Annotated in this window: 17 protein-coding genes; 8 read left to right on the top strand and 9 right to left on the bottom strand. The window is 70.3% G+C overall.

The features are described 5' to 3' along the window. Nucleotides 1-59: 59 nt before the first annotated feature. From CFP71_RS10625 to CFP71_RS10605, 5 genes are all read left to right on the top strand, one after another. Nucleotides 60-2030 (top strand): putative cobaltochelatase, encoded by a 1971-nt coding sequence (locus CFP71_RS10625; RefSeq protein WP_093933673.1) that lies wholly within the window; start codon nt 60-62, stop codon nt 2028-2030. Continuing rightward, nucleotides 2030-2644, top strand: a complete 615-nt coding sequence (gene cobO / locus CFP71_RS10620) for a cob(I)yrinic acid a,c-diamide adenosyltransferase (protein WP_093933672.1) — start codon at nt 2030-2032, stop codon at nt 2642-2644. The genes CFP71_RS10625 and cobO overlap by 1 nt, the downstream gene beginning before the upstream one ends. Further along, nucleotides 2638-3972 (top strand): cobyrinic acid a,c-diamide synthase CobB, encoded by a 1335-nt coding sequence (locus CFP71_RS10615; protein ID WP_093933671.1) that lies wholly within the window; start codon nt 2638-2640, stop codon nt 3970-3972. Before cobO ends, CFP71_RS10615 begins: the two co-directional genes overlap by 7 nt. After that, nucleotides 3965-4981, top strand: a complete 1017-nt coding sequence (gene cobC / locus CFP71_RS10610; RefSeq protein ID WP_093933670.1) for an Rv2231c family histidinol phosphate aminotransferase CobC — start codon at nt 3965-3967, stop codon at nt 4979-4981. Before CFP71_RS10615 ends, cobC begins: the two co-directional genes overlap by 8 nt. Before the next feature lie 306 nt (nt 4982-5287). Continuing rightward, nucleotides 5288-5917: a hypothetical protein gene (locus CFP71_RS10605; RefSeq protein ID WP_093933669.1), complete on the top strand. Its 630-nt coding sequence runs from the start codon at nt 5288-5290 to the stop codon at nt 5915-5917. Nucleotides 5918-5971: 54 nt separating this feature from the next. On the opposite strand, the gene CFP71_RS10600 is transcribed toward CFP71_RS10605, so the two are convergent. The 3 genes from CFP71_RS10600 to CFP71_RS10590 are packed head-to-tail and all read right to left on the bottom strand — an operon-like array spanning nt 5972 to nt 8351. Beyond that, nucleotides 5972-6718: an adenosylcobinamide-GDP ribazoletransferase gene (locus CFP71_RS10600; RefSeq protein WP_093933668.1), complete on the bottom strand. Its 747-nt coding sequence runs from the start codon at nt 6716-6718 to the stop codon at nt 5972-5974. Continuing rightward, a complete protein-coding gene (gene cobT, locus CFP71_RS10595) occupies nt 6715-7734 on the bottom strand; it encodes a nicotinate-nucleotide--dimethylbenzimidazole phosphoribosyltransferase (protein ID WP_093933667.1) in 1020 nt (339 codons plus the stop codon). The genes CFP71_RS10600 and cobT overlap by 4 nt, the downstream gene beginning before the upstream one ends. An 11-nt stretch (nt 7735-7745) precedes the next feature. Next, nucleotides 7746-8351, bottom strand: a complete 606-nt coding sequence (locus CFP71_RS10590; RefSeq protein ID WP_093933666.1) for a bifunctional adenosylcobinamide kinase/adenosylcobinamide-phosphate guanylyltransferase — start codon at nt 8349-8351, stop codon at nt 7746-7748. 36 nt (nt 8352-8387) lie between these two features. On the opposite strand from CFP71_RS10590, the gene CFP71_RS10585 reads away from it, so the two are divergent. Then, the gene (locus CFP71_RS10585) at nt 8388-9320 is read left to right on the top strand and encodes a cobalamin biosynthesis protein (RefSeq protein ID WP_093933665.1); all 933 of its coding nucleotides are present in this window, start codon (nt 8388-8390) and stop codon (nt 9318-9320) included. Then, nucleotides 9317-10774, top strand: coding sequence for a cobyric acid synthase (locus tag CFP71_RS10580; RefSeq protein WP_093933664.1), 1458 nt, complete (start codon nt 9317-9319; stop codon nt 10772-10774). The genes CFP71_RS10585 and CFP71_RS10580 overlap by 4 nt, the downstream gene beginning before the upstream one ends. On the opposite strand, the gene CFP71_RS10575 is transcribed toward CFP71_RS10580, so the two are convergent. Further along, entirely contained in the window at nt 10771-11532 is a 762-nt protein-coding gene (locus tag CFP71_RS10575; RefSeq protein ID WP_093933663.1) for a CbtA family protein, read from the bottom strand. The two genes, CFP71_RS10580 and CFP71_RS10575, sit on opposite strands and share 4 nt — an antisense overlap. A gap of 14 nt (nt 11533-11546) precedes the next feature. Continuing rightward, entirely contained in the window at nt 11547-11753 is a 207-nt protein-coding gene (locus tag CFP71_RS10570; protein ID WP_005162643.1) for a CbtB domain-containing protein, read from the bottom strand. A gap of 207 nt (nt 11754-11960) precedes the next feature. On the opposite strand from CFP71_RS10570, the gene CFP71_RS10565 reads away from it, so the two are divergent. Beyond that, on the top strand, nt 11961-12854 hold the full coding sequence (locus tag CFP71_RS10565) for an ROK family protein (protein ID WP_093933662.1): 894 nt from the start codon (nt 11961-11963) through the stop codon (nt 12852-12854). Here the strand turns inward: CFP71_RS10565 and CFP71_RS10560 are convergent. The 4 genes from CFP71_RS10560 to gltB form a co-directional block, all read right to left on the bottom strand. Then, nucleotides 12844-13629 carry a DeoR/GlpR family DNA-binding transcription regulator gene (locus tag CFP71_RS10560; RefSeq protein ID WP_093933661.1) on the bottom strand — a complete coding sequence of 262 codons (786 nt, stop codon included), beginning with the start codon at nt 13627-13629 and terminating at the stop codon, nt 12844-12846. The genes CFP71_RS10565 and CFP71_RS10560 overlap by 11 nt on opposite strands. A 284-nt stretch (nt 13630-13913) precedes the next feature. After that, nucleotides 13914-15323 carry a Dyp-type peroxidase gene (locus tag CFP71_RS10555; protein ID WP_093933660.1) on the bottom strand — a complete coding sequence of 470 codons (1410 nt, stop codon included), beginning with the start codon at nt 15321-15323 and terminating at the stop codon, nt 13914-13916. 689 nt (nt 15324-16012) lie between these two features. Beyond that, complete coding sequence (locus CFP71_RS10550) at nt 16013-17464, bottom strand: glutamate synthase subunit beta (protein ID WP_093933659.1); 1452 nt, start codon at nt 17462-17464, stop codon at nt 16013-16015. After that, complete coding sequence (gene gltB, locus CFP71_RS10545) at nt 17457-21998, bottom strand: glutamate synthase large subunit (RefSeq protein WP_093933658.1); 4542 nt, start codon at nt 21996-21998, stop codon at nt 17457-17459. The genes CFP71_RS10550 and gltB overlap by 8 nt, the downstream gene beginning before the upstream one ends. Nucleotides 21999-22041: the final 43 nt, after the last annotated feature.

Below are 22041 nucleotides of genomic sequence, written 5' to 3'. Positions count from 1 at the left end.
CTAGACGACGGATTTCCTGTGCGATGATCGGCCGGAGGTCGTCGACGACGAGGAGAGCTGTGAAGCCGTACCCGTTCACCGCCGTTGTGGGGATGCCGGATCTGCGCCTGGCGCTGGTGCTGTCCTCCATCTCGCCCGCCGTCGGCGGGGTGCTCGTGCGCGGGGAGAAGGGCACGGCGAAGTCCACGATGGTGCGCGCGCTGGCCGGTTTGCTGCCCGGCGTCGACGTCGTGGACGCTTGCCGGTTCTCCTGCGATCCCGTCGAACCCGACCCGGCCTGCCCGGACGGTCCGCACGCCGAGGGTTCGGCCGCGCATCGCCGTCCCGCGCGGCTGGTGGAACTGCCGGTCGGCGCGGCGGAAGACCGCGTGATCGGTTCGCTGAACCTGGAACGCGCGCTCGCCGACGGCGTCACCGACTTCCAGCCCGGCCTGCTCGCGGCCGCGCATCGCGGGCTGCTGTACGTGGACGAGGTCAACCTCCTGCACGATCACCTGGTCGACACGCTGCTCGACGCCGCCGCCATGGGCCGCGCGACCGTCGAGCGCGAGGGTGTCTCGGTGTCGCACGCCGCCCGGTTCGTCCTGATCGGCACGATGAATCCGGAGGAAGGCGAACTGCGGCCGCAGCTGCTGGACCGCTTCGGGCTCACCGTCGAGGTCGCGTCGAGCCGGGATCCCGAACTGCGCGTCGAGGTCGTCCGGCGGAGGCTCGCCTACGAAGCGGACCCCGACGGTTTCGCCGGCCAGTACGCGGCGGCCGACGCCGAACTGGCGGCCGACATCGAGGCGGCGCAACGACTTCTGCCGTCGGTCAAGCTGCCGGACGACGCGCTGCGGCAGATCGCCGAGGTGTGCGCGTCGTTCGAGGTCGACGGCATGCGTGCGGACATCGTGACCGCGCGGACCGCCGTCGCGCACGCCGCCTGGGCCGGGCGGACCGAGGTGACCACCGAGGACGTCCGGGTCGCGGCCCGGCTCGCGCTGCCGCACCGCCGTCGCCGCAATCCCTTCGACGCGCCCGGAATCTCCGAGGAACAGCTGGAGCAGGCGCTCCAGGACGCGCAACCCGAGGACCCCGGCCCCGATGACGACGGTCCCGGTTCCGGTACCCCGCCGGAGGGCGGCGAGGCTTCGGGACCGCCGCCGTCTTCGTCGGAAGGTGGCGAAGAGCCGTCGGGAGGCGGACGGAGCGGCGGTGACCAGAAGCCGGTCGGTGCCGGGGAAGCCTTTCGTGCCAGGCGTTTCGAGGTGAAGGGCACCGGTGAGGGCGCCGCCGGACGGCGGTCGAGGGCGATCACCGACAACGGGCGGACCATCGGCGTCCAGCCCGCCGGGACCAAGGACGGGCATCCGCATCTGCTCGCGACCGTGCGCGCGGCCGCGCCGCACCAGCGGTCTCGCGGCCGCAGCGGCGCCGGGCTCGTGGTGCGGTCCCAGGACCTGCGGTTCGCCCGGCGGGAAGGGCGCGAGGGCAACCTGGTGCTGTTCTGCGTCGACGCGTCCGGCTCGATGGGCGCGCGCCAGCGGATGCGCGAGGTCAAGACCGCCGTGCTTTCACTGCTGCTCGACGCCTATCAACGCCGCGACAAGGTGGGCCTGGTGACTTTCCGGGCCTCCGGTGCCGAACTCGCGCTTCCGCCGACGATCAGCGTGGACGCCGCGGCGTCCCGTTTGGACGGTCTCGCTACCGGCGGCCGGACCCCGCTGGCCGAGGGACTCCTTGAGGCGGCACGGGTTCTGCGGATCGAGGCCGTCCGTGATCCGTTGCGGCGTCCACTGCTCGTCGTCGTCACCGACGGCCGCGCGACCAGCGGTGCGGACGCCGTCCAGCGGGCACAGCAGGCGGCCGGATTGCTGGCCGGGAACGTGACTTCGGTCGTGATGGACTGCGAGAGTGGGAAGATGCGCCTCGGGCTCGCCGCGGAACTGGCGGAACACCTGGGCGCGGAACACGTTCCGGTCACCGAGGTGGCCGCCGACACGCTCGCGGGCGCCGTCCGTAGCCGCATCTCCGGAAAGGCCGCGTAATGCCCCAGGGCAAACCGGAAACGGTGCCGAACGACGGGCTCACCACCCGCCAGCGCCGCAACCGTCCCTTGCTCGCCGTGCACACCGGCGAGATGAAGGGGAAGTCCACGGCCGCGTTCGGGATGGCGTTGCGCGCGTGGAACCAGGGCTGGTCGATCGGCGTGTTCCAGTTCGTCAAGTCGGCGAAATGGCGTGTCGGCGAGGAAGCCGCGTTCCGCGCGCTCGGCAAGCTGCACGAAGACACCGGTCAGGGCGGCGCTGTCGAGTGGCACAAGATGGGCGAGGGCTGGAGCTGGGCGCGCAAGTCCGGGTCCGACGAGGACCACGCCGCCAACGCCCGCGAGGGCTGGGCCGAGATCAAACGCCGTCTCGCCGCCGAGACCCACGACTTCTACGTCCTCGACGAGTTCAGCTACCTGCTCAAATGGGGCTGGCTCGAAGTCGACGACGTCGTCTCGACGCTGACTTCGCGTCCCGGCCACCAGCATGTCGTGATCACCGGCCGGTACGCGCCGCCGGAGCTGATCGAGGCGGCGGACCTGGTCACCGAGATGACCAAGGTGAAGCATCCGATGGACGCCGGGCAAAAGGGCCAGCGAGGCATCGAATGGTGAATCGCGTGGTCGTCGCCGCGCCCGGGTCCGGGCACGGCAAGACCACGATCGCCGCGGGTCTCATGGCGGCGTTGCGCGCGCGAGGGCTGAAGGTGTCCGGGCACAAGGTCGGGCCCGACTTCATCGACCCGAGCTACCACGCGCTGGCCACCGGGCGGCCCGCCCGCAACCTCGACCCGTTCCTGCAAGGCGAGGATCAGCTGATCCCGTTGCTGCGGCACGGTTCCGCCGGGGCCGACATCGCGATCATCGAAGGCGTGATGGGCCTGTTCGACGGGGCGCTGGGCACCGAGGGCTACGCGTCGACGGCGCATGTCGCGCGACTGCTGGACGCCCCGGTCGTGCTGGTGGTGGACGCCTCGGCTGCGTCGCGCAGTGTCGCGGCGACCGTGCTCGGGTTCGCGCAGTACGACACCCGCGTCCGGCTCGCCGGGGTCATCCTGAACAAGCTGGGCTCGCAGCGGCACGCGGACGAGATCGTCACCGCGCTGGAGGCGACCGGCGTCCCGCTGCTGGGAACGTTGTACCGCAACGAAGAGATCCACGCGCCCAGCCGTCACCTCGGTCTGGTCCCGGCGGCGGAACGGGCGAGCGAGTCGGAGCGGCTGCTGCCGGAACTGGCCGGATGGATCAGCGAAGGCGTCGACCTCGGCGCCGTCGTCCAGGTCGCGCGCTCGGCGCCCCGGCTTTCAGGCGAGCCTTGGCGGCCTTCGCTCGCGCATGACGGACGGCGTTCGGTCGTCGCCGTCGCGGCCGGTCCGGCGTTCACCTTCCGCTACACCGAGGCCGACGAACTGCTCGCCGCCGCCGGTGTCGACGTCGTCGAGGTGGATCCGTTGCAGGACAAGGAACTTCCGGAGGGCTGCGCCGGGCTGTACTTCGGCGGCGGCTTCCCCGAGGTGCACGCCGAAGAGCTGTCGGCGAACGTCCCGTTGCGGACCGCGGTGGCTCGCGCTGTCGGCGACGGAATGCCCGTCGTGGCCGAATGCGCCGGGCTGCTGTACCTGTGCCAGGACATCGACGGGATGCCGATGACCGGTGTCCTCGACGCTTCGGCCACCATGACCAAACGCGGGAAACTCGGCTACCGCAAGGCTTTCTCGCCCGCGGACACCGTGCTGACCGTCGCCGGACAGCGCGTCACGGGCCACGAGTTCCACCGCACGATCGTCGAACCCGGCAGTGGTCCGACACCCGCCTGGGGCTGGGACCGCACCCCCGACGGTTTCGCGTCGGCGTCGCTGCACGCGTCGTACCTGCACGTCCACTGGGCGGGCTACCCCGAACTCGCGGAGCGGTTCGCCGCCGCTGTCCACGCCCATGGCTGACTACGACCTCTGGCACCACGGAGACCGCGAGGTCGGCGAAGGGCTCGTCGATCTGGCGGTCAACGTCCGGCTCCCCGCGCCGCCCGCCTGGCTGCGCGCCGAACTGGCGGCGGCCCTGGACGACCTGGCCGCGTATCCGGACGTCACCGCCGCGATGACCGCGGTGGCCCGGCGGCACGGGTTGCCGGAGTCCCAGGTGCTGGTGACTTCGGGCGCGGCCGAGGCCTTCACGCTGCTGGCCACGGCGTTGCGACCTGCGCACGCGGTGGTCGTGCATCCGCAGTTCACCGAACCCGAAGCCGCCCTTCGCGCGGCAGGCCATCCCGTGCACCGGGTGCTGCTTTCCGATGACGACGGCTTCCGCCTCGGATCCGTTCCCGAAGAGGCCGACCTGGTCTACGTCGGGAACCCCACGAACCCGACTTCGGTGCTGCATCCGGCCGCGGACCTGCTCGCTTTGCGCCGTCCCGGCCGACTGGTCGTCGTCGACGAAGCCTTCCTCGACGCCGTTCCCGGCGAGACCGAAAGCGTTGCGGGACAACCAGGTTTCGCCGTCCTCCGGAGCCTGACGAAAACCTGGGGGATCGCCGGGCTGCGCGCCGGATACGTCCTGGCGGAGAAGTCCGTTGTGGACAGTCTGCGCGCGGTCCAGCCGCCCTGGTCTGTGTCCTCACTCGCCGCCGTCGCCGTGGTGGCGTGCTGCCGTCCGGCGGCGCTGGAAGAAGCCGAGAAGCTCGCGGTGTCGGCGGAATCAGACCGGGAGTACCTGGTCTCGGGCCTGACCGCGCTGGGCGTCGAGGTGCCGGGGGAGCCGCGCGGTCCTTTCGTGCTCGCGCGCCTTCCCGGTGCCGACGCGGTTCGGGAACGGTTGCGGGAGCACGGTTTCGCGGTCCGGCGCGGGGACACCTTCCCGGGCTTGGACTCGCGCTACCTGCGGATCGCCGTGCGGGACCGGGAGACGGTGGACCGGTTCCTGGCCGCCCTCGCCGAGGTGTTGTCGTCCGTCTGATCACGCGAGTTCGCCGCTCAATCACGCGAGTCACGTCTCTGATCACGCGAGTCACGCCTTCCGGCCCGGTACAGGTCGTGAGTGGTAAGGCTGGTCAGTGGGCCGGGCCGCGACGCTCTCCCACCGAGGGGTATGCCCGGCGGAGGGGCATTCCCAGCACCGAGCCGTGAAGGCCTCCTTCCCTACCCTGAAAGTAGGGAAGGAGGCCTTCACGGACTTCGCGACCCGACCTGACACCTTCAACCTCGCGGCCCACCAACCCGAATCGTCACTCACGACCACACCCCGAGGTGGTTGGATGAGCCGGTGAACTTCGTGATCGGCGTCTTCGATCTCTTCGCCTACACCATCCCGGGCGCGCTGTACGTCGCGTTCTTCGGCTACCTCGGGGCGAAGCTCCACATCCTGACCGCCGCGAGCATCGGTGGCGTGCCGACCGTGATGCTGGTCGTCGTCATCGTGGTGCTGAGTTTCCTGCTGGGCTATCTGGCCTATCCGCTCGGCGAGGCGCTGGAGCGGATCGTGCCGCGCCGGCGCGACCGGAATCCCGTCGAGCTGTTCCTCCAGCGCTCGCCTGCGGCGAAGGACCGTGCGTTCCTGAAGGAGAACACGCATCTCCTGCTGTGCGCGCTGCAACTGCACGACAAGGAGGTCGCGGTCGACGTCACGAGGCTGCGCGCGTCCGGGCTCATGGTGCGCAACTGCGCGCCGCCGTTGCTGCTGGGCGCGGTCGCGGCGATCGTCGAGATCTTCGCCGGGAAACATCCGTTCGTCGCGGCGGTGCTCGCGGTGCTGCTCCTGTCCGCGTCGCTCACCTTGGTCGCGCAGGCCCGGAAGCTCAGTCTCTGGGCCGGGATGAAGACCCTCGAACTGTGCTTCTGGATCCCGGAGATCGACGAGAAGCTCACGGCCGACGCCGCCCCGGAACCCTCCTGACCCCGCGCGTAAGTGCCCCCAATGCCACATTGGGGGCATCGCGACCTCGCCGGCTCAGAAGGACAAGCCCAGCAGAACGCCCGCGACGGCCACCTCGACGCAGCCACCGAGCACGTCCCCGGTGATCCCGCCCAACCGCTGGACGCACCGCGCCAGCAGCGCCGACGCGGCCAGATACCCCAGCGCCACCGCGACAAGCCCGTGCCACCACGGAAGAACGAGCGCCGCCGCGCCCGCGAGGACGGCGAACACCACCGCGGCCGTCCACACCGGCACCGAGCCGGCGACGGTCGCGCCCAGCCCGTCCGGGCGGGCCGAGGGGACACCGCGCGCGCAGCACAGCGAGAGCACACCGCGTCCGGCGAAGACCGCGAGCGCGGCCGCCGCGACCCCGTGGCCCGCCGAGATCGCCCCGGCCAGCGCGCCGACCTGGACGAGCAGCACCAGCACGAGGGTCGCGACCCCGGTCGGCCCGGAATCCCCGCGCCGCATGACTTCCAGCGCCCGTTCGCGGTCGTAGGAGGCGCCGAGTCCGTCGGCCGTGTCGGCGAGCCCGTCCAGATGGAGCCCGCGGCTGCCCAGCGCCACCGCGCCCACCGCGAGCGCCGCCGACGCGAAAGCGGGCAAACCGATCAGCTCGCCAAGGAAGACGATCACCGCGGCGACGGCGGCGAGCGGGACGACGGCCGGCGGAGCGAGCACCATCGCGGCGCCCGCCACCCGCCGGTCGATCAGCTTCGGCGCCGGGACCCGGACCGTGGTCAGGGTCCCGACGGCCATTTTCAGCGCGTCGGCGATCAAGCCAGATCCGCCAGCAGGCCCATGTCCGCGAGGATCGCCCGCGCCGCCCGCAGCGTCGGCACCGCTTGTACGGCGCCGCTGCCCTCGCCGAGCCGCAGCCCGAGGTCGAGGATCGGCTCCAGCCCGAGCGCCTTCAACGCGTACGCCTGCGAAGGCTCTGTCGACCGGTGTCCGGCCAGCCACCACTGCTCGGCGCCCGGCGCGATCTCGCGCGCGATGAGCGCGGCGGCCCCGGAGAACACGCCGTCGAGCAGCACCGGCACCCCGCGAACGGCGGCCTGCACGAGAAAACCCGCCGTCGCGGCGAGACAGGCGCTGCCGAGAGCGGTCAACACCGCGAAGGGGTCCTTCACCGCACCGGCCCTGGTCAGCGCCGCCTCGACGACCGCGACCTTCCGCGCTCGCCCGTCTTCGTCGATCCCGGTGCCCGTGCCGACGACCTCTTCCGCCGCCAGGCCGAGCACCGAAGCGACCACGGCCGCGCAGATCGTCGTGTTGCCGATCCCCATGTCACCGGGGATGAGCAGGTCCGCGCCGCCGTCGATCTCCTCGTCCGCGATCGCCAGCCCGTGCTCGAACGCCGTCCGCGCCTCGCCCTCGTCGAGCGCGTCCTCGACGTCGATCGAACCGGAACCCCGCCGGACCTTGTGCGCGGTGACCTCGGCGGGCACGTCCGCGCCGTCCCAGTCCACGGCGATGTCCAGCGCCCGCACCTTCGCCCCGGACAGCGCGGCCAGCACGCCGACGCCGCTCTTCCCCGCCAGGAACACCCGGACCATCGCCGCGGTGACCTCGCGCGGATACGCCGACATCCCGGAAACCCCGTGGTCACCGGCGAACACGACCACGCGGACGTCGTCGAGCGGCCGCGGCGGGACGGTGCCGTGGGCCGCGCTGAGCCAGGCCGCCAGGTCTTCGAGCCTGCCGAGCGAACCCAGCGGCTTGACCAGGCCGTCGAGCCTGGCGCGTGCGGTGGCTTCGGCGGCGGCGTCCGGGGTGGGGATGGCGAAAGACATCGTCAGGCTCCCTAAGGCAGGTCCAGCATCCGTCCGGCGACGACCAGCACGGTCCGGTCGGACACGGCGGACACCCGGTTGTTCAACGCGCCCAGCACATCACGGAACACGCGCCCGGACACCGTCGCGGGCACCACACCGCTGCCGACCTCGTTGCTGACCGCGATCACCGGCACGTCGGCCTGCGCCCACGCCGCCAGGAAGTCCTCCAGCCGGTCGTCGAGCCGCCGTTCCCAGCCCTTGCGCTGCTCCCAGGCGCCGACCTCGTCGAGCACCCGGCTGATCCAGGTGCCGAGGCAGTCGATGAGCAGCGGATGCGTCGCCGTGCGCAGCACCGTGGCCAGATCGGTGGTCTCGATCGTCTTCCAGTTGGCGGGCCGTCGCGCGCGGTGCGCGGCCACCCGGGCGGCCCATTCGGGATCGTCGGCGCTCGGCGGCAGTCCGGGCGCGACGTAGGTCAGGTGCGGGTGGCGGGACGCGAGGCCCTCGGCGTGGTGTGACTTCCCAGAGCGGACGCCGCCCAGTATCAGCACCTTGCCGTCGTCGCGCGAGTAGCGGCGAAGTGCCCTCGCGAGGGACTCGAGAACCCCCGCGAGGCGATGCGTCAGCTTGGTCATACCCCGCATTCTCGTGCACGCGCTACGGTTCGCCACGTGCCACTCCGACAAGCCGCCACCGCAGCCGGACTCGTTACCGGCTACGTCGCCGACGCCGTGTTCGGAGATCCACGGCGAAGGCATCCCGTCGCGGGCTTCGGCCGCGCCGCGCAAGCCCTTGAGCAGCGGGTTTGGGTCGATTCGAAGGTACGGGGCGCGGCGTACACCGCCGTCTGCGCGGGCACCGTCACCGGATTGGGTGTCGTGGCCCAGCTCGTGACCCGAAAGCGTCCTTTCGCGCGGTTCGCGCTCACCGCGGCGTCCACCTGGGTGGTTCTGGGCGGCCGGGGGCTCGCGGCCGAGGGCGCGCACATGGCCCGGCTGCTCGACGAGGGCGACCTGCCCGCCGCGCGACGGCGGCTGTCGCATCTGTGCGCTCGCGACGCCACCGATCTCGACACCGGACAACTCGCGCGCGCCACCACGGAGTCCATCGCGGAGAACACTTCGGACGCCGTCGTCGCGCCGTTGCTGTGGGGAGCGGTCGCCGGGATCCCCGGTCTGCTGGGCTACCGCGCGCTCAACACCCTCGACGCGATGGTCGGCTACCGCTCGCCGAAATACGCCAACTTCGGCTGGGCGTCGGCCAGGACCGACGACCTGGCGAACCTGGTGCCCTCCCGCGTCGGCGCGGCGCTGACCGTGGCGGCCGCCCCGCTCGCGGGCGGGTTCGCCGGATCCGCGTTCCGTGTCTGGCGCCGCGACGGGAAACATCATCCGAGCCCCAACGCCGGCCAGGTCGAGGCCGCCTTCGCGGGCGCGCTCGGGGTCCGGCTGGGCGGGACGAACAGCTATGGCGGCCGCACCGAAAGCCGCGGTGTCCTCGGCGAGGGCCGCGAACCGGAACCGGTGGACGTGCGCCGCGCCGTCCGGCTGTCGCGCGTGGTCGGTCTCGCCGCGCTCGCCGTCGCGGTCGCGGTCACCCGGTGAGCGGCCTGCTCGTCGCGGGGACGACGTCGGACGCGGGCAAGAGCCTGGTCACCGCCGCGTTGTGCCGCTGGCTCGCGCGCCGGGGCGTGCGGGTCGCGCCGTTCAAGTCGCAGAACATGTCGAACAACTCGATGGTGTGCGCGGACGGCGCCGAGATCGGCCGCGCGCAATGGCTCCAGGCGCGGGCCGCCCGGGTCGAACCCGAAGCCGCGATGAACCCGGTGCTGCTGAAACCCGGGAGCGACCGCCGCAGCCACGTCGTCGCGCTCGGGAAACCGTTCGGCACGCTGGAGGCGGGGGAGTACGCGACCGGCCGGGCCGGGCTCGCCGAGATCGCTTTCGACACCTTCGCCGCACTGAGGACGCGCTTCGACGTCGTGCTGTGCGAGGGCGCGGGCAGCCCGGCCGAGATCAACCTGCGTGCGGGCGACTACGTCAACATGGGGCTGGCGCGGCGCTTCGGCCTGCCCGTGGTCGTCGTCGGCGACATCGATCGCGGCGGGGTCATGGCCGCGATGTTCGGCACGCTCGCGCTGCTGTCCAAGGAGGATCAGGCGCTGGTTTCCGGCTGGTTGGTCAACAAGTTCCGCGGTGACGTGGGCCTGCTGCGGCCGGGACTGGAGACGCTGGAGAAGCTCACCGGCCGCGATGTCTTCGGCGTGCTGCCCTGGCTCGACCAGGTGTGGATCGACTCGGAGGACGCGCTGGCCGCCGCGGGCTGGGGCGCGTCCGGCGGCTCCCTGCGGGTCGCGGTGGTGCGGTTTCCCCGCGCCTCCAACGCGACCGACGTCGACGCGCTCGCGGCCGAGCCCGGTGTCTCGGTCGCGCTGACGGCCGACCCGGACACGGTCCGCTCCGCCGACGTGGTGATCCTGCCCGGTTCCCGCGCGACCGTGGACGACCTGGCGTGGTTGCGCGCCCGCGGTCTGGCGGACGCCGTGCGGTCGCGGGCCGAGGCGGGCCGTCCGGTACTCGGGATCTGCGGCGGCTATCAGATGCTCGCCGCCGAGATCGAGGACGACGTCGAATCGGGCGCGGGCACGGTCCCCGGCCTCGGCCTGCTGCCGACGCGGGTCACGTTCGGCGCGGACAAGGTGCTGGCCCGGCCCTCGGGCGAATGGCGCGGCCAGTCGGTGGAGGCATACGAAATCCACCACGGCACCGTGACCGCCACCGGCCCCGCCGAGTCCTTTTTGGACGGATACCGGCGGGGCGCGGTGTGGGGCACGATGTGGCACGGCGCCTTCGAGAACGACGGCTTCCGCCGCGCCTGGCTGGGCGAGGTCGCGGACTGGTCACCGGCCGAGGGCGCGCCCGGGTTCGGCACGCTCCGGGAGAGCATGCTGGACCGGCTCGCCGACGCCGTCGAGGAGCACGTCGACACCGTCGCTCTCTGGCGCTTGATCGAAAACGGTGCCGACGGAGGCCTGCCGTTCGTACCGCCCGGGGCTTAAGCCCGAACGGCTTCCTTGGTCTTCAACGCCTTCTCGGCCAACGCCCCGAAGGTCAGGCCGAGCGCGGTCCAGAGCACCACCTGCGTACCGACCGACGCCAGCCGGAAGGTCCACAGCGTGGAACCGGGGAACCCGTCGGGAACCTCGTCGATCGACGGCAGCAGCGCGGCCGCCACCCCGATCAGCACGATGTACCCGCCCGCGGCGATGAGGCCGCCGCGCCAGGCGCCGAGCTTGTCGGCCAGCTTCCGGCCGAACGCCGCCGCGAGCAGGCCGATCAGCAGCGAAAGCGCGACGAAGCCGAAGTACAGCGAAGTCCGGCTCCCGATCGTGCCCGCCTGGCCGACGGCCGGGGGATTCGCCGGGTACTTCAAGAAAGGCACGAGGAACACGACCACGAAGGCGCCACCGGCGAGCAGCGCCGCGGTCACCCGCGGCCGCAGGGTGCCGAGCCGCCCGTAGACGAAGGCGAACGCGAGCGAGAACAGCCCGCCGACGGCGACGCCGTACAGACCGACGCCGGTCAGCAGACCGACGGTGCTCTGCACACCGCGCGTGACGAGCTCTTCCTCCTCCGGTTCGGCCGGGGCGGGAGCGTGTTCGTGCGCACCCGGGGCACTGTGCGAATGCGCGGCGCCGCCTTCGAGACCGATGGCGGTCTCGACCGAAGGCTCACCGAGGAAGTACGCGAAAAGGGTCGCCAAGACACCGGCGATCAGGCCCGCGAGCATGCCGCGGACCAGCAAGGTCCTCATCATGGGGCCGGTGCCGCCTAGTGGCAGGGGAAGGCCAGCAGGTGCCGGCCGTCGTGGACGAACTCGTGGACGTACGAATTCGCGAACACCGACACCGCGCCCTGCTCCGCGCTGATGAAGTACAGCGTGATCAGCGAGAGGAGGATGACGAGCACCGCCCAGGGCAGGATCTCGCGGACGGGGATCCGGACGGGAACGGGTACTGCGGCTACCGCTTCGGACATGGCGGTGGGACCTCCTCGGGCTAGCGCGGCCTCTTCAGGGGTGACACGACGGCTCCGGGTCTGGCTTCCCCGAACCGGCTGGTTCGAGGTCACAGTGGCGCGACCGCGCGGAATCTCACCGCGTTCCGGGTGCCGTCGTCTGGCCGGTCGAGCGTAGGTCTCCGCAAAGCGTCCGGTCAATGTGACAATCCAGCTATGACACCTGCGGTGGCGGCACTCGATGTCGGCGGAACGTCCATCAAGGCGGCCTTGTACGACGCGGACCTGAAAGACCTGGCCAGCTTGCGCGAGCCGACGGCGCGCGGAGCGGACGGCGAGGCGCTCGCGGACCAGGTCGCGCGGATCGTGGAGACCTTGGGCAAGCAGGCGGGCACCGGGACGCCGGACGCCGTCGGCGTGGTCATCCCGGGCATCGTCGACGACGTCGAGCGCGTGGCCCGCTTCTCGGCGAACCTCGACTTCCGGAACGTCCCGTTCGGCGAAATGCTCGACAGCAGGCTGGGACTGCCGTTCGCGTTCGGGCACGACGTGCGCGCGGGCGGGCTCGCCGAGTTCCGCGTCGGCGCGGGCAAGGGCTGCACCGACGCCGCCTTCATCCCGGTCGGCACCGGGATCGCGGCCGCGCTCCAGCTCGACGGGAAGTTGTACGCGGCGGGCGGGCAAGGCGGCGAAATCGGGCATATCGACGTCGGGCACCGGCTGCCGTGCGGCTGTGGCGCCACGGGCTGTCTCGAGGCGATCTCCTCGGCGTCGGCCATCGCCCGCCGCTACAGCGAGCACACCGGACGTCCGGCCGAGGGCGCCGAGCAGGTGGTCGACGCCGCCCGGCACGGCGACGAGGCCGCGATCTCCGTGGTCAACGACGCGCTCGAAGGGCTCGGGCACGGCATCAAGACCCTGGTCACCCTGCTCGCGCCGGAGGTCATCGTCCTCGGCGGCGGCCTGTTCACCGCGGGCGACTACGTGCTCGAACCGGTGCGGGCCTGGCTGAGCGCGAACCTCCAGTTCCAGCGGATGCCGGAGCTGCGGATCGCGCAGCTCGGCGACGAGGCGGGCAGGCTCGGTGCGGCCCTCTTGGCGCTGGATCGCCTCAAGCCTTGACCACCCGCACGCCTTCCTCTTCGAAGGCGTGCACTCGCTGGGGATCCGCGCGGCCGTCGGTGACGAGGACGTCGACGTCGGCGGTCGCGCAGATCTTCGCGAAGGCGTGACCGCCGAGTTTCCCGCTGTCGGCGAGCACGACGACCTGACGGGCGCGGGCGGCCATCAGCCGGTTCGTGCTCGCGTCGCCCTCGTGGTGCGCCTGAGCGCCGTGCACCGGGTCGAACGCGTCCACCCCGAGGAACACCAGGTCCAGCGAGATCTGGTCGAGGAACAGCTGCGACAGCGGTCCGGACAGGTCGAACGACTGCTGCCGCGCGACCCCGCCGGTCACCACGATCTTGATGTTGGGCCGCACGGCGAGTTCGTGGGCGATGTTGAGCGCGTTCGTCACCACGGTGAGCAACGGCCCGCCGCTCGACTCGCCCATGTCCGGCCTGGTCGCGAGCGCGCGGCCCACCTCGGTGCTCGCGGTGCCGCCGTTGAGCCCGACCACCATGCCCGGGTCGACCATTTTCGCGGCGGCGGCGGAAATCCGCTGCTGTTCCGGCGCGTTGCGCGCCGCCTTGTGCCGCAACGGCAGGTCGTAGGCGACGTTGCTCGCGACGGCGCCGCCGCGGGTGCGGACCACCAGATTGCGCCCCGCCAGGTGATCGAGATCCCGCCGGATGGTCGCGGGGGAGACGCCGAGTTCACCTGCCGAAACCTCGACGTCGACTTTTTCCCGCTCTCCCACCATGTCCAATAAAGCCGTCAGCCGTTCATGCCGGTTCATCCGAGCTCCCTCCCCGAAGCGCGATGTCGCTTACCGCACCGGACAAAGTACTACGCGTCGCGATGCGGTCGGAGAGAAGCGGCGGGTTTGGGACGCGGGCAAGCGGGCGCCGGCCACCCCCAGTGTGACCGGCGCCCACCCGATGGCCGGCACGCCCAGGGCCGGCCCGATTCGAAAACTATCGCCGCTGACTCCGGACTGATATCCGCTTTGCGCCCGTTCCGGTGACGTTTAGCGGATAGTCCGCCATTCGGTCACCGGAACCGGCCACAGTGCGTGAAGAATCAGCCCTTGCCGAGTGCGCGCAGGAACGCGAGTGACGGCATGAAGAAGTAGTCGCCGCCCTTCAGCGTCACCGCCTGCGGGAACGGATCCGCCGTCACCGTCCGGCTTCCCGCCCAGTCCTTGGTGTAGACGGATTCCGGACGCGGGCCCTGTCCGATGACCGGATCGAGACCCGGCGGCTTGACCCCGACCGCGGGGATCGGGAACCCCGGGTTGTTCGCCCAGGTCTCCTGCGTGAACTCGAACTGGTTGCCCAGCGCCGAATTGAACGCCATGAACAGCAGCCCGACCCCGCCGCTCGGCCGGGCCGACGGCGGCAGATCGGCGTTCGGGTCGTCGGCCCGCTCGCCGTAGGGCACGCCCCGCCGCGCCATCAGGTGCAGACGTTCCCGCGGAGGCGGCTCCGCCCCGCCGCTGCCGCGCGGGTTCGTCTTCCGGATGTGGGCCTGGAACGGGCATTTGGTGCCGGAGATGTCACTTCCGTAGTCGAAGTTGTTCGGTACCGGGCTTTCCGCGCCCTCTTGCCGTTGCGCGGTCAGCGGTGTGCCGTCCTCGAATCGGCCGACGATCATCGCGCCCGCGCGCTCGCGGTCTTCACCGACGAGACCCAATTGGTCGGCGAGCGCTTCTTCCGCCTGCTTGAATCGCCGCACGTTCTGTTCCAATTTGCGGAAAACGAAGTAACTGCCGAAATGCGCCCCCGGTTCAGGGGCGGCGCGGTCGGGGACGAGCACCTGGTTCAAGGGCGCGCTCGGATCCCAGACGCTGACGCCGTCCGTTCCCGTCTTTTCCGCGTGGATGTCTTCGACCAGGAAGAGCGGCTGACTCCGGCCGTCGACGTAGCCGAAATGTTCGATCCCCTCGCCGTGGGAATTCACCCGGCCGAGTCCGGTTTCCTCGGCGACGACGGAAATCGTCGACGGAATCAACGCGAGAACCGCGTTCCGGCGCGCGGTCATCGGTGCGTCGGCCGCGTCGGCGACGATGACGACGGCGTGGATCTCGTCGTGATACCCACTGTCGAAGGTGGAGCGAGGCGGGTCGTTCAGCTTGTCGCGGGTGTCCTGGGTGCGCATGCCGCGACGGAAGGCTTCGTCTTGTGGCGCCTCGACTTTCAGGAAACGGTAGCCCGCCACGGTCAACCCCGCGCCGACGTAGGGCGACCCCTTCACGCCCTCCGTCTTGAAGCGCTCGACCTCGGTCAGGTGGGTCTTCGCCGACTTCATCAGCGGGACGAGCGACGCGAGGAACTTTTTCGCGGTCTTCTCCTCCGAGAAACGGAGGAAAAGCGCGGTGAAATGGTCGCGAGCATGCGGTTTGAGGATGTTCGGCTGAAGTTCGTCGAGCATCTTCGCGGCGTCGCCGGTCGCCGTCTTCCATTCCAAGGGAATACTCAGATCAACGGGCATGACAAGGAACCCCCTCCTTGGGAACCCCGGTCCGGCGGCCCCGGCAGGTCTTGCCGGTCCCCACCGCCGGGCGGGGACTTACTCCTTGATACAACCGATACCGAAACCCCGCTGTGATCACCCTCAAGTATGCACTTCCGGCGGTTCTTTCACTCGAAAGGACCAATGCGACGACTACGGAACGCATTCGGTCCTCTACTTGCGATAGTTCGTCGTCGAACCAGCGCAAGCAGAGGACTAAATGCGCCAGGACCGAGTCGGCCGGGGTGGCCGCGGATCCGGAATCGGCGGTCGCCACGTCCGCCGAGGAAACTCGACCCTTCACGCTGTGTGCCAGGGCGAGCTGCCGGGATCGAGCCGGCCGAGGTAGCCGTAAGTGGCGATTCGTGTCAGGGCCAAGGGGTCAGGTATCTACTGGCCTCTGGCTGCTGCCGTTGTTGACAGGTCCGGTCCGTGAAGGCCTCCTTCCCTACCTTGAAGGTAAGGAAGGAGGCCTTCACTACCTGCATGATCGCCACTTCCGCCCCACACGCATCAGTAGCCACGAAAGCCGCGCGTGAAGGCCCCCTTCCCTCGGCTCCGCCGAGGAAACTCGGCCTTCAGCGACCTTGCCCGAAGTACGTGAAGGCCCCCTTCACTGCGCTAGACGCAATGAAGGGGGCCTTCACGTACTAAACCGGCAGGAGAGCCTAGGTGAGCGGCCGGTCGGTCGGAGCGATCGGAGCGGGCAGCACGTCCCGTCCGGTGAGGAACGCGTCCACCCCGGCCGCGGCGGAGCGGCCTTCGGCGATCGCCCACACGATGAGCGACTGGCCTCGGCCCATGTCGCCCGCCACGAACACGTTGTCGACGCTGGTCTTGAACGACTTGTCGCGGGCGACGTTGCCGCGCTGGTCCAGCTCGACGTCGAGCGCCTCCAGCAGGCCTTCCCGCTCCGGGCCGACGAAGCCCATCGCGAGCAGCACCAGCTGCGCGGGCAGTTCGCGTTCCGTTCCGGGCACCGGGACGAACTTGCCGCCCTCGTTGCGCACCTCGACCAGCTTCAGCGCCCGCACCCGGCCATTGGCGTCGGCGGCGAACTCCTGGGTGTTGACCGAGTACAGCCGCTCGCCACCCTCCTCGTGCGCGGACGAGACGCGGTAGATCATCGGGTACGTCGGCCACGGGTGCGCGTCGGAGCGCGCGAGCGGCGGCTTCGGCATGATCTCCAGCTGCGTGACCGACTTCGCGCCCTGGCGGTGCGAGGTCCCGACGCAGTCCGCGCCGGTGTCGCCGCCGCCGATGACGACGACGTCGAGGCCCTCGGCGCTGATCGGCGTGACGTCCAGGTCACCGGACGCGACCCGGTTGGCGTGCGGCAGGAACTCCATCGCCTGGTGGATACCGGCGTGCTCACGGCCGTCGATCGGCAGGTCGCGCCACGCGGTCGCGCCGCCGGCGAGGACCACGGCGTCGTAGGACGACTTCAGTTCCTCGACGGTGAGGTCGACGCCGACGTTCACCGAGGTCCGGAACTCCGTGCCTTCGGCCCGCATCTGGTCGAGGCGGCGGTCGAGCCGGTGCTTCTCCATCTTGAACTCGGGGATGCCGTAGCGCAGCAGCCCGCCGATCTTGTCGGCCCGCTCGAAGACCACGACACTGTGGCCCGCGCGCGTGAGCTGCTGCGCCGCGGCGAGTCCCGACGGCCCGGATCCGACCACCGCCACCTTCTTGCCGGTCTTCGCGACCGGCTCCTGCGGCGTGACCCAGCCTTCTTCGAAGGCCCGGTCGATGATCGAGATCTCGACCCGCTTGATGGTGACGGGATCGTCGTTGATCCCGAGCACACACGCCGTCTCGCACGGCGCCGGGCAGAGGGTCCCGGTGAACTCCGGGAAATTGTTGGTCGCGTGCAGCCGTTCGGCCGCTTCACGCCAATCGTCGCGCCAGGTCAGCGTGTTCCACTCGGGGATGAGGTTCCCGAGCGGGCAGCCCTGGTGGCAGAACGGGATACCGCAGTCCATGCAGCGCCCGGCCTGCTTTTGCAGCTTCGTCGTCGCGAAGTCCTCGTACACCTCGCGCCAGTCCATCAGGCGCAGGTCGACGGGACGGCTCTTCGGCGTCTCGCGAGTGGTGGTCAGAAAGCCCTTGGGGTCAGCCATGTGCGGCCTCCATGATCGCCTCGTTCACGTCACGCCCGTCACGCTCGGCCTCGGCCTGAGCGGCGAGCACCCGCTTGTAGTCCTTCGGCATGACCTTGCCGAACCGGTCGACGGCGGCGTCCCAGTCGGCGAGCAGCGTGCGCGCCACCGCGGACTCCGTTTCGTCGTAATGCTTTTCGAGCGCCTCGCGCAGGAAGTCCACATCGGACGAATCCAGCGGGTCGATGTCGACCATCTCCGGGTTCGTGCGGTGCGCGGGCAGATCCAGCACGTACGCGACGCCGCCCGACATCCCGGCCGCGAAGTTGCGGCCGATGCTCCCGAGCACGACCACACGACCGCCGGTCATGTACTCGCAACCGTGGTCGCCGACGCCTTCGACGACGGCCAGCGCGCCCGAGTTGCGCACGCAGAACCGCTCGCCGACCTTGCCGCGGATGAAGATCTCGCCGCTGGTCGCGCCGTAGCCGATCACGTTGCCCGCGATGATGTGCTCTTCGGCGTCGTACCGCGCCACCTCGGGCGGCCGCACGATGAGCCGCCCACCGGACAGGCCCTTGCCGACGTAGTCGTTGCCGTCACCGAACAGCCGCAAGGTGATGCCCTTGGGCACGAACGCGCCGAACGACTGACCGGCGGTCCCGGTGAAGGTGACGTCGATCGTGTTGTCCGGCAGGCCTTCGCCACCCCACCGCTTGGTGAGCTCGTGACCGAGCATGGTGCCGACGGTCCGGTTCACGTTGCGGACCGGAAGCTCCAGCCGCACCTTGTCCCCGGACGACAGCGCGCCCTCGGCGAGCTGGATCAGCGTGTTGTCGAGCGCCTTCTCCAGCCCGTGGTCCTGCACCGTCTGCTGGTGACGCAGACCGGCGGGCGCGGTGTCGGGCACGTGGAAGATCGGCGTCAGGTCGAGACCGGCGGCCTTCCAGTGGTCGATCGCCTTGCGCTTGTCGAGCATCTCCGCGTGGCCGACGGCCTCGGCGATGGACCGGAAACCCAGCTCCGCCAGGTACTCCCGGACCTCCTGCGCGATGAACTCGAAGAAGTTCACCACGTACTCGGCCTTGCCGCTGAACTTCTCGCGCAGCTTGGGGTTCTGCGTCGCGACGCCGACCGGGCAGGTGTCGAGGTGACACACGCGCATCATGATGCAGCCGGACACCACCAGGGGCGCGGTCGCGAAACCGAACTCCTCGGCACCCAGCAGCGCGGCGATGACGACGTCGCGGCCGGTCTTGAGCTGGCCGTCGGTCTGCACGACGATCCGGTCGCGCAGGCGGTTGGCCAGCAGCGTCTGCTGCGTCTCGGCGAGCCCGAGTTCCCACGGGCCGCCCGCGTGCTTGATGGACGAAAGCGGGGAAGCGCCCGTACCGCCGTCGTGCCCGGAGATGAGCACGACGTCCGCGTGCGCCTTGGAAACGCCGGCCGCGACCGTGCCGACGCCGACCTCGGACACGAGCTTCACGTGGATACGTGCGGCCGGGTTGGCGTTCTTGAGGTCGTGGATCAGCTGCGCCAGGTCCTCGATCGAGTAGATGTCGTGGTGCGGCGGCGGGGAGATGAGCCCGACCCCCGGCGTGGAGTGCCGCGTCTTGGCGATCCACGGGTACACCTTCGCGCCGGGCAGCTGGCCGCCCTCGCCGGGCTTCGCGCCCTGCGCCATCTTGATCTGGATGTCGTCGGCGTTGACGAGATACTCGCTGGTGACGCCGAACCGGCCGCTCGCGACCTGCTTGACCGCGCTACGGCGCTCCGGGTCGTAGAGCCGGTCCGGATCCTCGCCGCCCTCACCGGTGTTCGACTTGCCGCCGAGCCGGTTCATCGCGATGGCCAGGGTTTCGTGCATCTCCGACGAGATCGAGCCGTAGGAGATGGCGCCGGTGGCGAATCGCTTGACGATCTCGGAGACCGGCTCGACCTCTTCGATCGGCACGGCCGGCCGCTTGCCGATCTTGAAGTCGAACAGCCCGCGCAGCGTGTACAGCTTCTGCGCCTGATCGTCGACGGACTTCGTGTACTCCTTGAAGACCTCGTACTTCCCGGCACGAGTGGAGTGCTGGAGCTTGAACACCGTCTGAGGGTTGAACAGATGCGGTTCGCCCTCGCGGCGCCACTGATAGTCCGCGCCGGTCTCCAGCTCGCGGTGGTTGGCGCGGAACCCGTCACGCGGGAACGCCCGGCGGTGCCGCTCGGCGACCTCCAGCGCGATGGTGTCGAAGCCGACGCCGCCGAGCCGGGAAGTGGTGCCGGTGAAGCAGTCCTGGATGATCTCGTCGCCGAGCCCGACCGCCTCGAAGATCTGCGCGCCGGTGTAGGAGGCCACTGTGGACACACCCATCTTCGACATCGTCTTGCGGACGCCCTTGCCGAGCGCCTTGATCAGGTTCGCGGTGGCCTGCTTGGCGGTGGAGCCGGGGATCAGGCCTTGATCGGCCATCTCCTCGACGGTCGCCATCGCCAGGTACGGGTTCACCGCCGCGACGCCGTAGCCGATCAGCAGCGCGATGTGGTGCACCTCGCGCGCGTCGCCCGCCTCGACGATGAGGCCGGCCTGCGTGCGGGTCTTCTCCCGGACCAGGTGGTGATGGACGGCGCCGGTGAGCAGCAGCGACGGGATGGCCGCGTGGTCTTCGTCGATCCCGCGGTCGGACAGCACGATCAGCCGGGCGCCCTCGGCGATGGCCGCGGACACCTCGGCGCGGATCTCGTCGAGCCGCCGCACGAGCGCCTCGCCGCCACCGTGGACGTCGTAGGTGCCCTGCACCGTGACTGCCTGGAACTCGGGAAGGTCGCCGTCGTCGTTGACGTGCACCAGCTTCGCGAGCTCGTCGTTGTCCAGCACGGGGAACGGCAGCACGATGCGGCGGCACGACTTCGCGTCGGAGACGAGCAGGTTCGGCTCGGCGCCGAGCTGGGTGCCGAGCGAGGTGACCAGTTCTTCGCGGATCGCGTCCAACGGCGGGTTGGTCACCTGGGCGAAGAGCTGGATGAAGTAGTCGAAGAGCAGCCGCGGGCGGCTGGACAGCGACGCGATGGGGGAGTCGTTGCCCATCGAGCCGATCGGCTCCGCGCCGGTGCGGGCCATCGGTTCGAGCAGGACGTCGAGTTCCTCTTCGGTGTAGCCGAAAGCCTGCTGGCGGCGCACGAGCGCGGCGTGCGGCGGGATCTCGCGCTCCCGCGCGGGAAGCCCTTCGAGCGGGAGAAGCCCGTCCTCGACCCATTCGTCGTACGGGTGCGCGGTGGCGAGCTCGTTCTTGATCTCCTCGTCCTCGACGATCCGCCCGGCGGCGGTGTCGACGAGGAACATGCGGCCCGGCTCCAATCGTCCTTTGCGGACGATCGTGGACTGCTCCAGCTCCAGCACGCCGACCTCGCTGGCGAGCACGACGAGGCCGTCCTCGGTGACCCAGTACCGGGCCGGGCGCAGGCCGTTGCGGTCGAGCACCGCGCCGATCTGGGTGCCGTCGGTGAAGGAGACCAGCGCGGGGCCGTCCCACGGTTCCATCAGCGTCGAGTGGAACTCGTAGAACGCGCGGCGCGCGGGGTCCATCTCCTGATGGTTCTCCCAGGCCTCCGGGATCATCATCAGCACCGCGTGCGGCAGCGACCGGCCGCCGAGGTGCAGCAGTTCCAGTACCTCGTCGAAGGACGCCGAGTCGCTCGCGCCGCGGGTGATGATCGGGTAGATCCGCTTGAGGTCGCCGGGGATCAGGTCGGATTCGAGCAGCGCTTCCCGCGCGTCCATCCAGTTCCGGTTGCCGCGCAGGGTGTTGATCTCACCGTTGTGGGCGACGTACCGGTACGGGTGCGCCAGCGGCCACGACGGGAAGGTGTTGGTGGAGAAGCGGGAGTGCACCAGGCCGATGGCACTGGTGACGCGCTCGTCGGTGAGGTCGGCGAAGAACTTCTCGACCTGCGGCTCGGTGAGCATTCCTTTGTAGACGATGGTCCGCGAGGACAGGCTCGGGAAGTAGACGTCGTCCTCGGCCAGTTCGTGCTCGGCGCGTTTGCGCACCACGAACGCGGCGCGTTCCAGGGCGAGGCCCGACAGTGTTTCCTGCCGCCCGGCCAGGAACAGCTGGCTGAAATGCGGCATGGTCTCGGCCGCGCCCGTCCCGACGTGTTCCGTGTGGACGGGAAGGTCGCGCCAGCCGAGCACGCGCATGTCCTCTTCGGCGGCGACGCGCTCGATGGTCGTCATCGCCCGGCCGCGCTGGATTTCGTCCTGCGGAAGGAAAGCCGTGCCGACGGCGTAGGCGCCCGGCTCGGGGAGGTCGAAGTCGACGACCTCGCGATAGAACTCGTCGGGGACCTGGATGAGGATCCCGGCGCCGTCACCGGTCTCCGGGTCGGCGCCGCGGGCTCCGCGATGTTCCAGGTTCCGCAGCGCGATCAGCGCTTTGGCGACGATGCCGTGATCGCGTTTTCCGGAGAGATCGGCGACGAACGCGACACCGCAGGCGTCGTGCTCGAACTCCGGGTCATACAGGCCTTCGGGGGCCTTGCTGCCCTTGTTGCTGGCATGGTGGGTCACGGCTGGCCGCCTCCCAAGGCGTCGGCGCGACCGGTACCACTCC

Origin of the sequence: Amycolatopsis thailandensis (assembly GCF_002234405.1) — a bacterium.
Taxonomy (GTDB): domain Bacteria; phylum Actinomycetota; class Actinomycetes; order Mycobacteriales; family Pseudonocardiaceae; genus Amycolatopsis; species Amycolatopsis thailandensis.
Note: the sequence above shows the minus strand (reverse complement) of the source record. Positions and strands in the feature narration are given on the sequence as shown.

Bases quoted from the DNA above. Each gene is read 5' to 3' on its own strand.
- CFP71_RS10550 (WP_093933659.1), bottom strand. From the start codon at position 17,464: ATGGCTGACCCCAAGGGCTTTCTGACCACCACTCGCGAGACGCCGAAG.
- cobC (WP_093933670.1), top strand. From the start codon at position 3,965: ATGGCTGACTACGACCTCTGGCACCACGGAGACCGCGAGGTCGGCGAA.
- CFP71_RS10615 (WP_093933671.1), top strand. From the start codon at position 2,638: ATGGTGAATCGCGTGGTCGTCGCCGCGCCCGGGTCCGGGCACGGCAAG.
- CFP71_RS10575 (WP_093933663.1), bottom strand. From the start codon at position 11,532: ATGATGAGGACCTTGCTGGTCCGCGGCATGCTCGCGGGCCTGATCGCC.
- cobO (WP_093933672.1), top strand. From the start codon at position 2,030: ATGCCCCAGGGCAAACCGGAAACGGTGCCGAACGACGGGCTCACCACC.
- cobT (WP_093933667.1), bottom strand. From the start codon at position 7,734: ATGTCTTTCGCCATCCCCACCCCGGACGCCGCCGCCGAAGCCACCGCA.
- CFP71_RS10570 (WP_005162643.1), bottom strand. From the start codon at position 11,753: ATGTCCGAAGCGGTAGCCGCAGTACCCGTTCCCGTCCGGATCCCCGTC.
- CFP71_RS10555 (WP_093933660.1), bottom strand. From the start codon at position 15,323: ATGCCCGTTGATCTGAGTATTCCCTTGGAATGGAAGACGGCGACCGGC.
- CFP71_RS10560 (WP_093933661.1), bottom strand. From the start codon at position 13,629: ATGAACCGGCATGAACGGCTGACGGCTTTATTGGACATGGTGGGAGAG.
- CFP71_RS10590 (WP_093933666.1), bottom strand. From the start codon at position 8,351: ATGACCAAGCTGACGCATCGCCTCGCGGGGGTTCTCGAGTCCCTCGCG.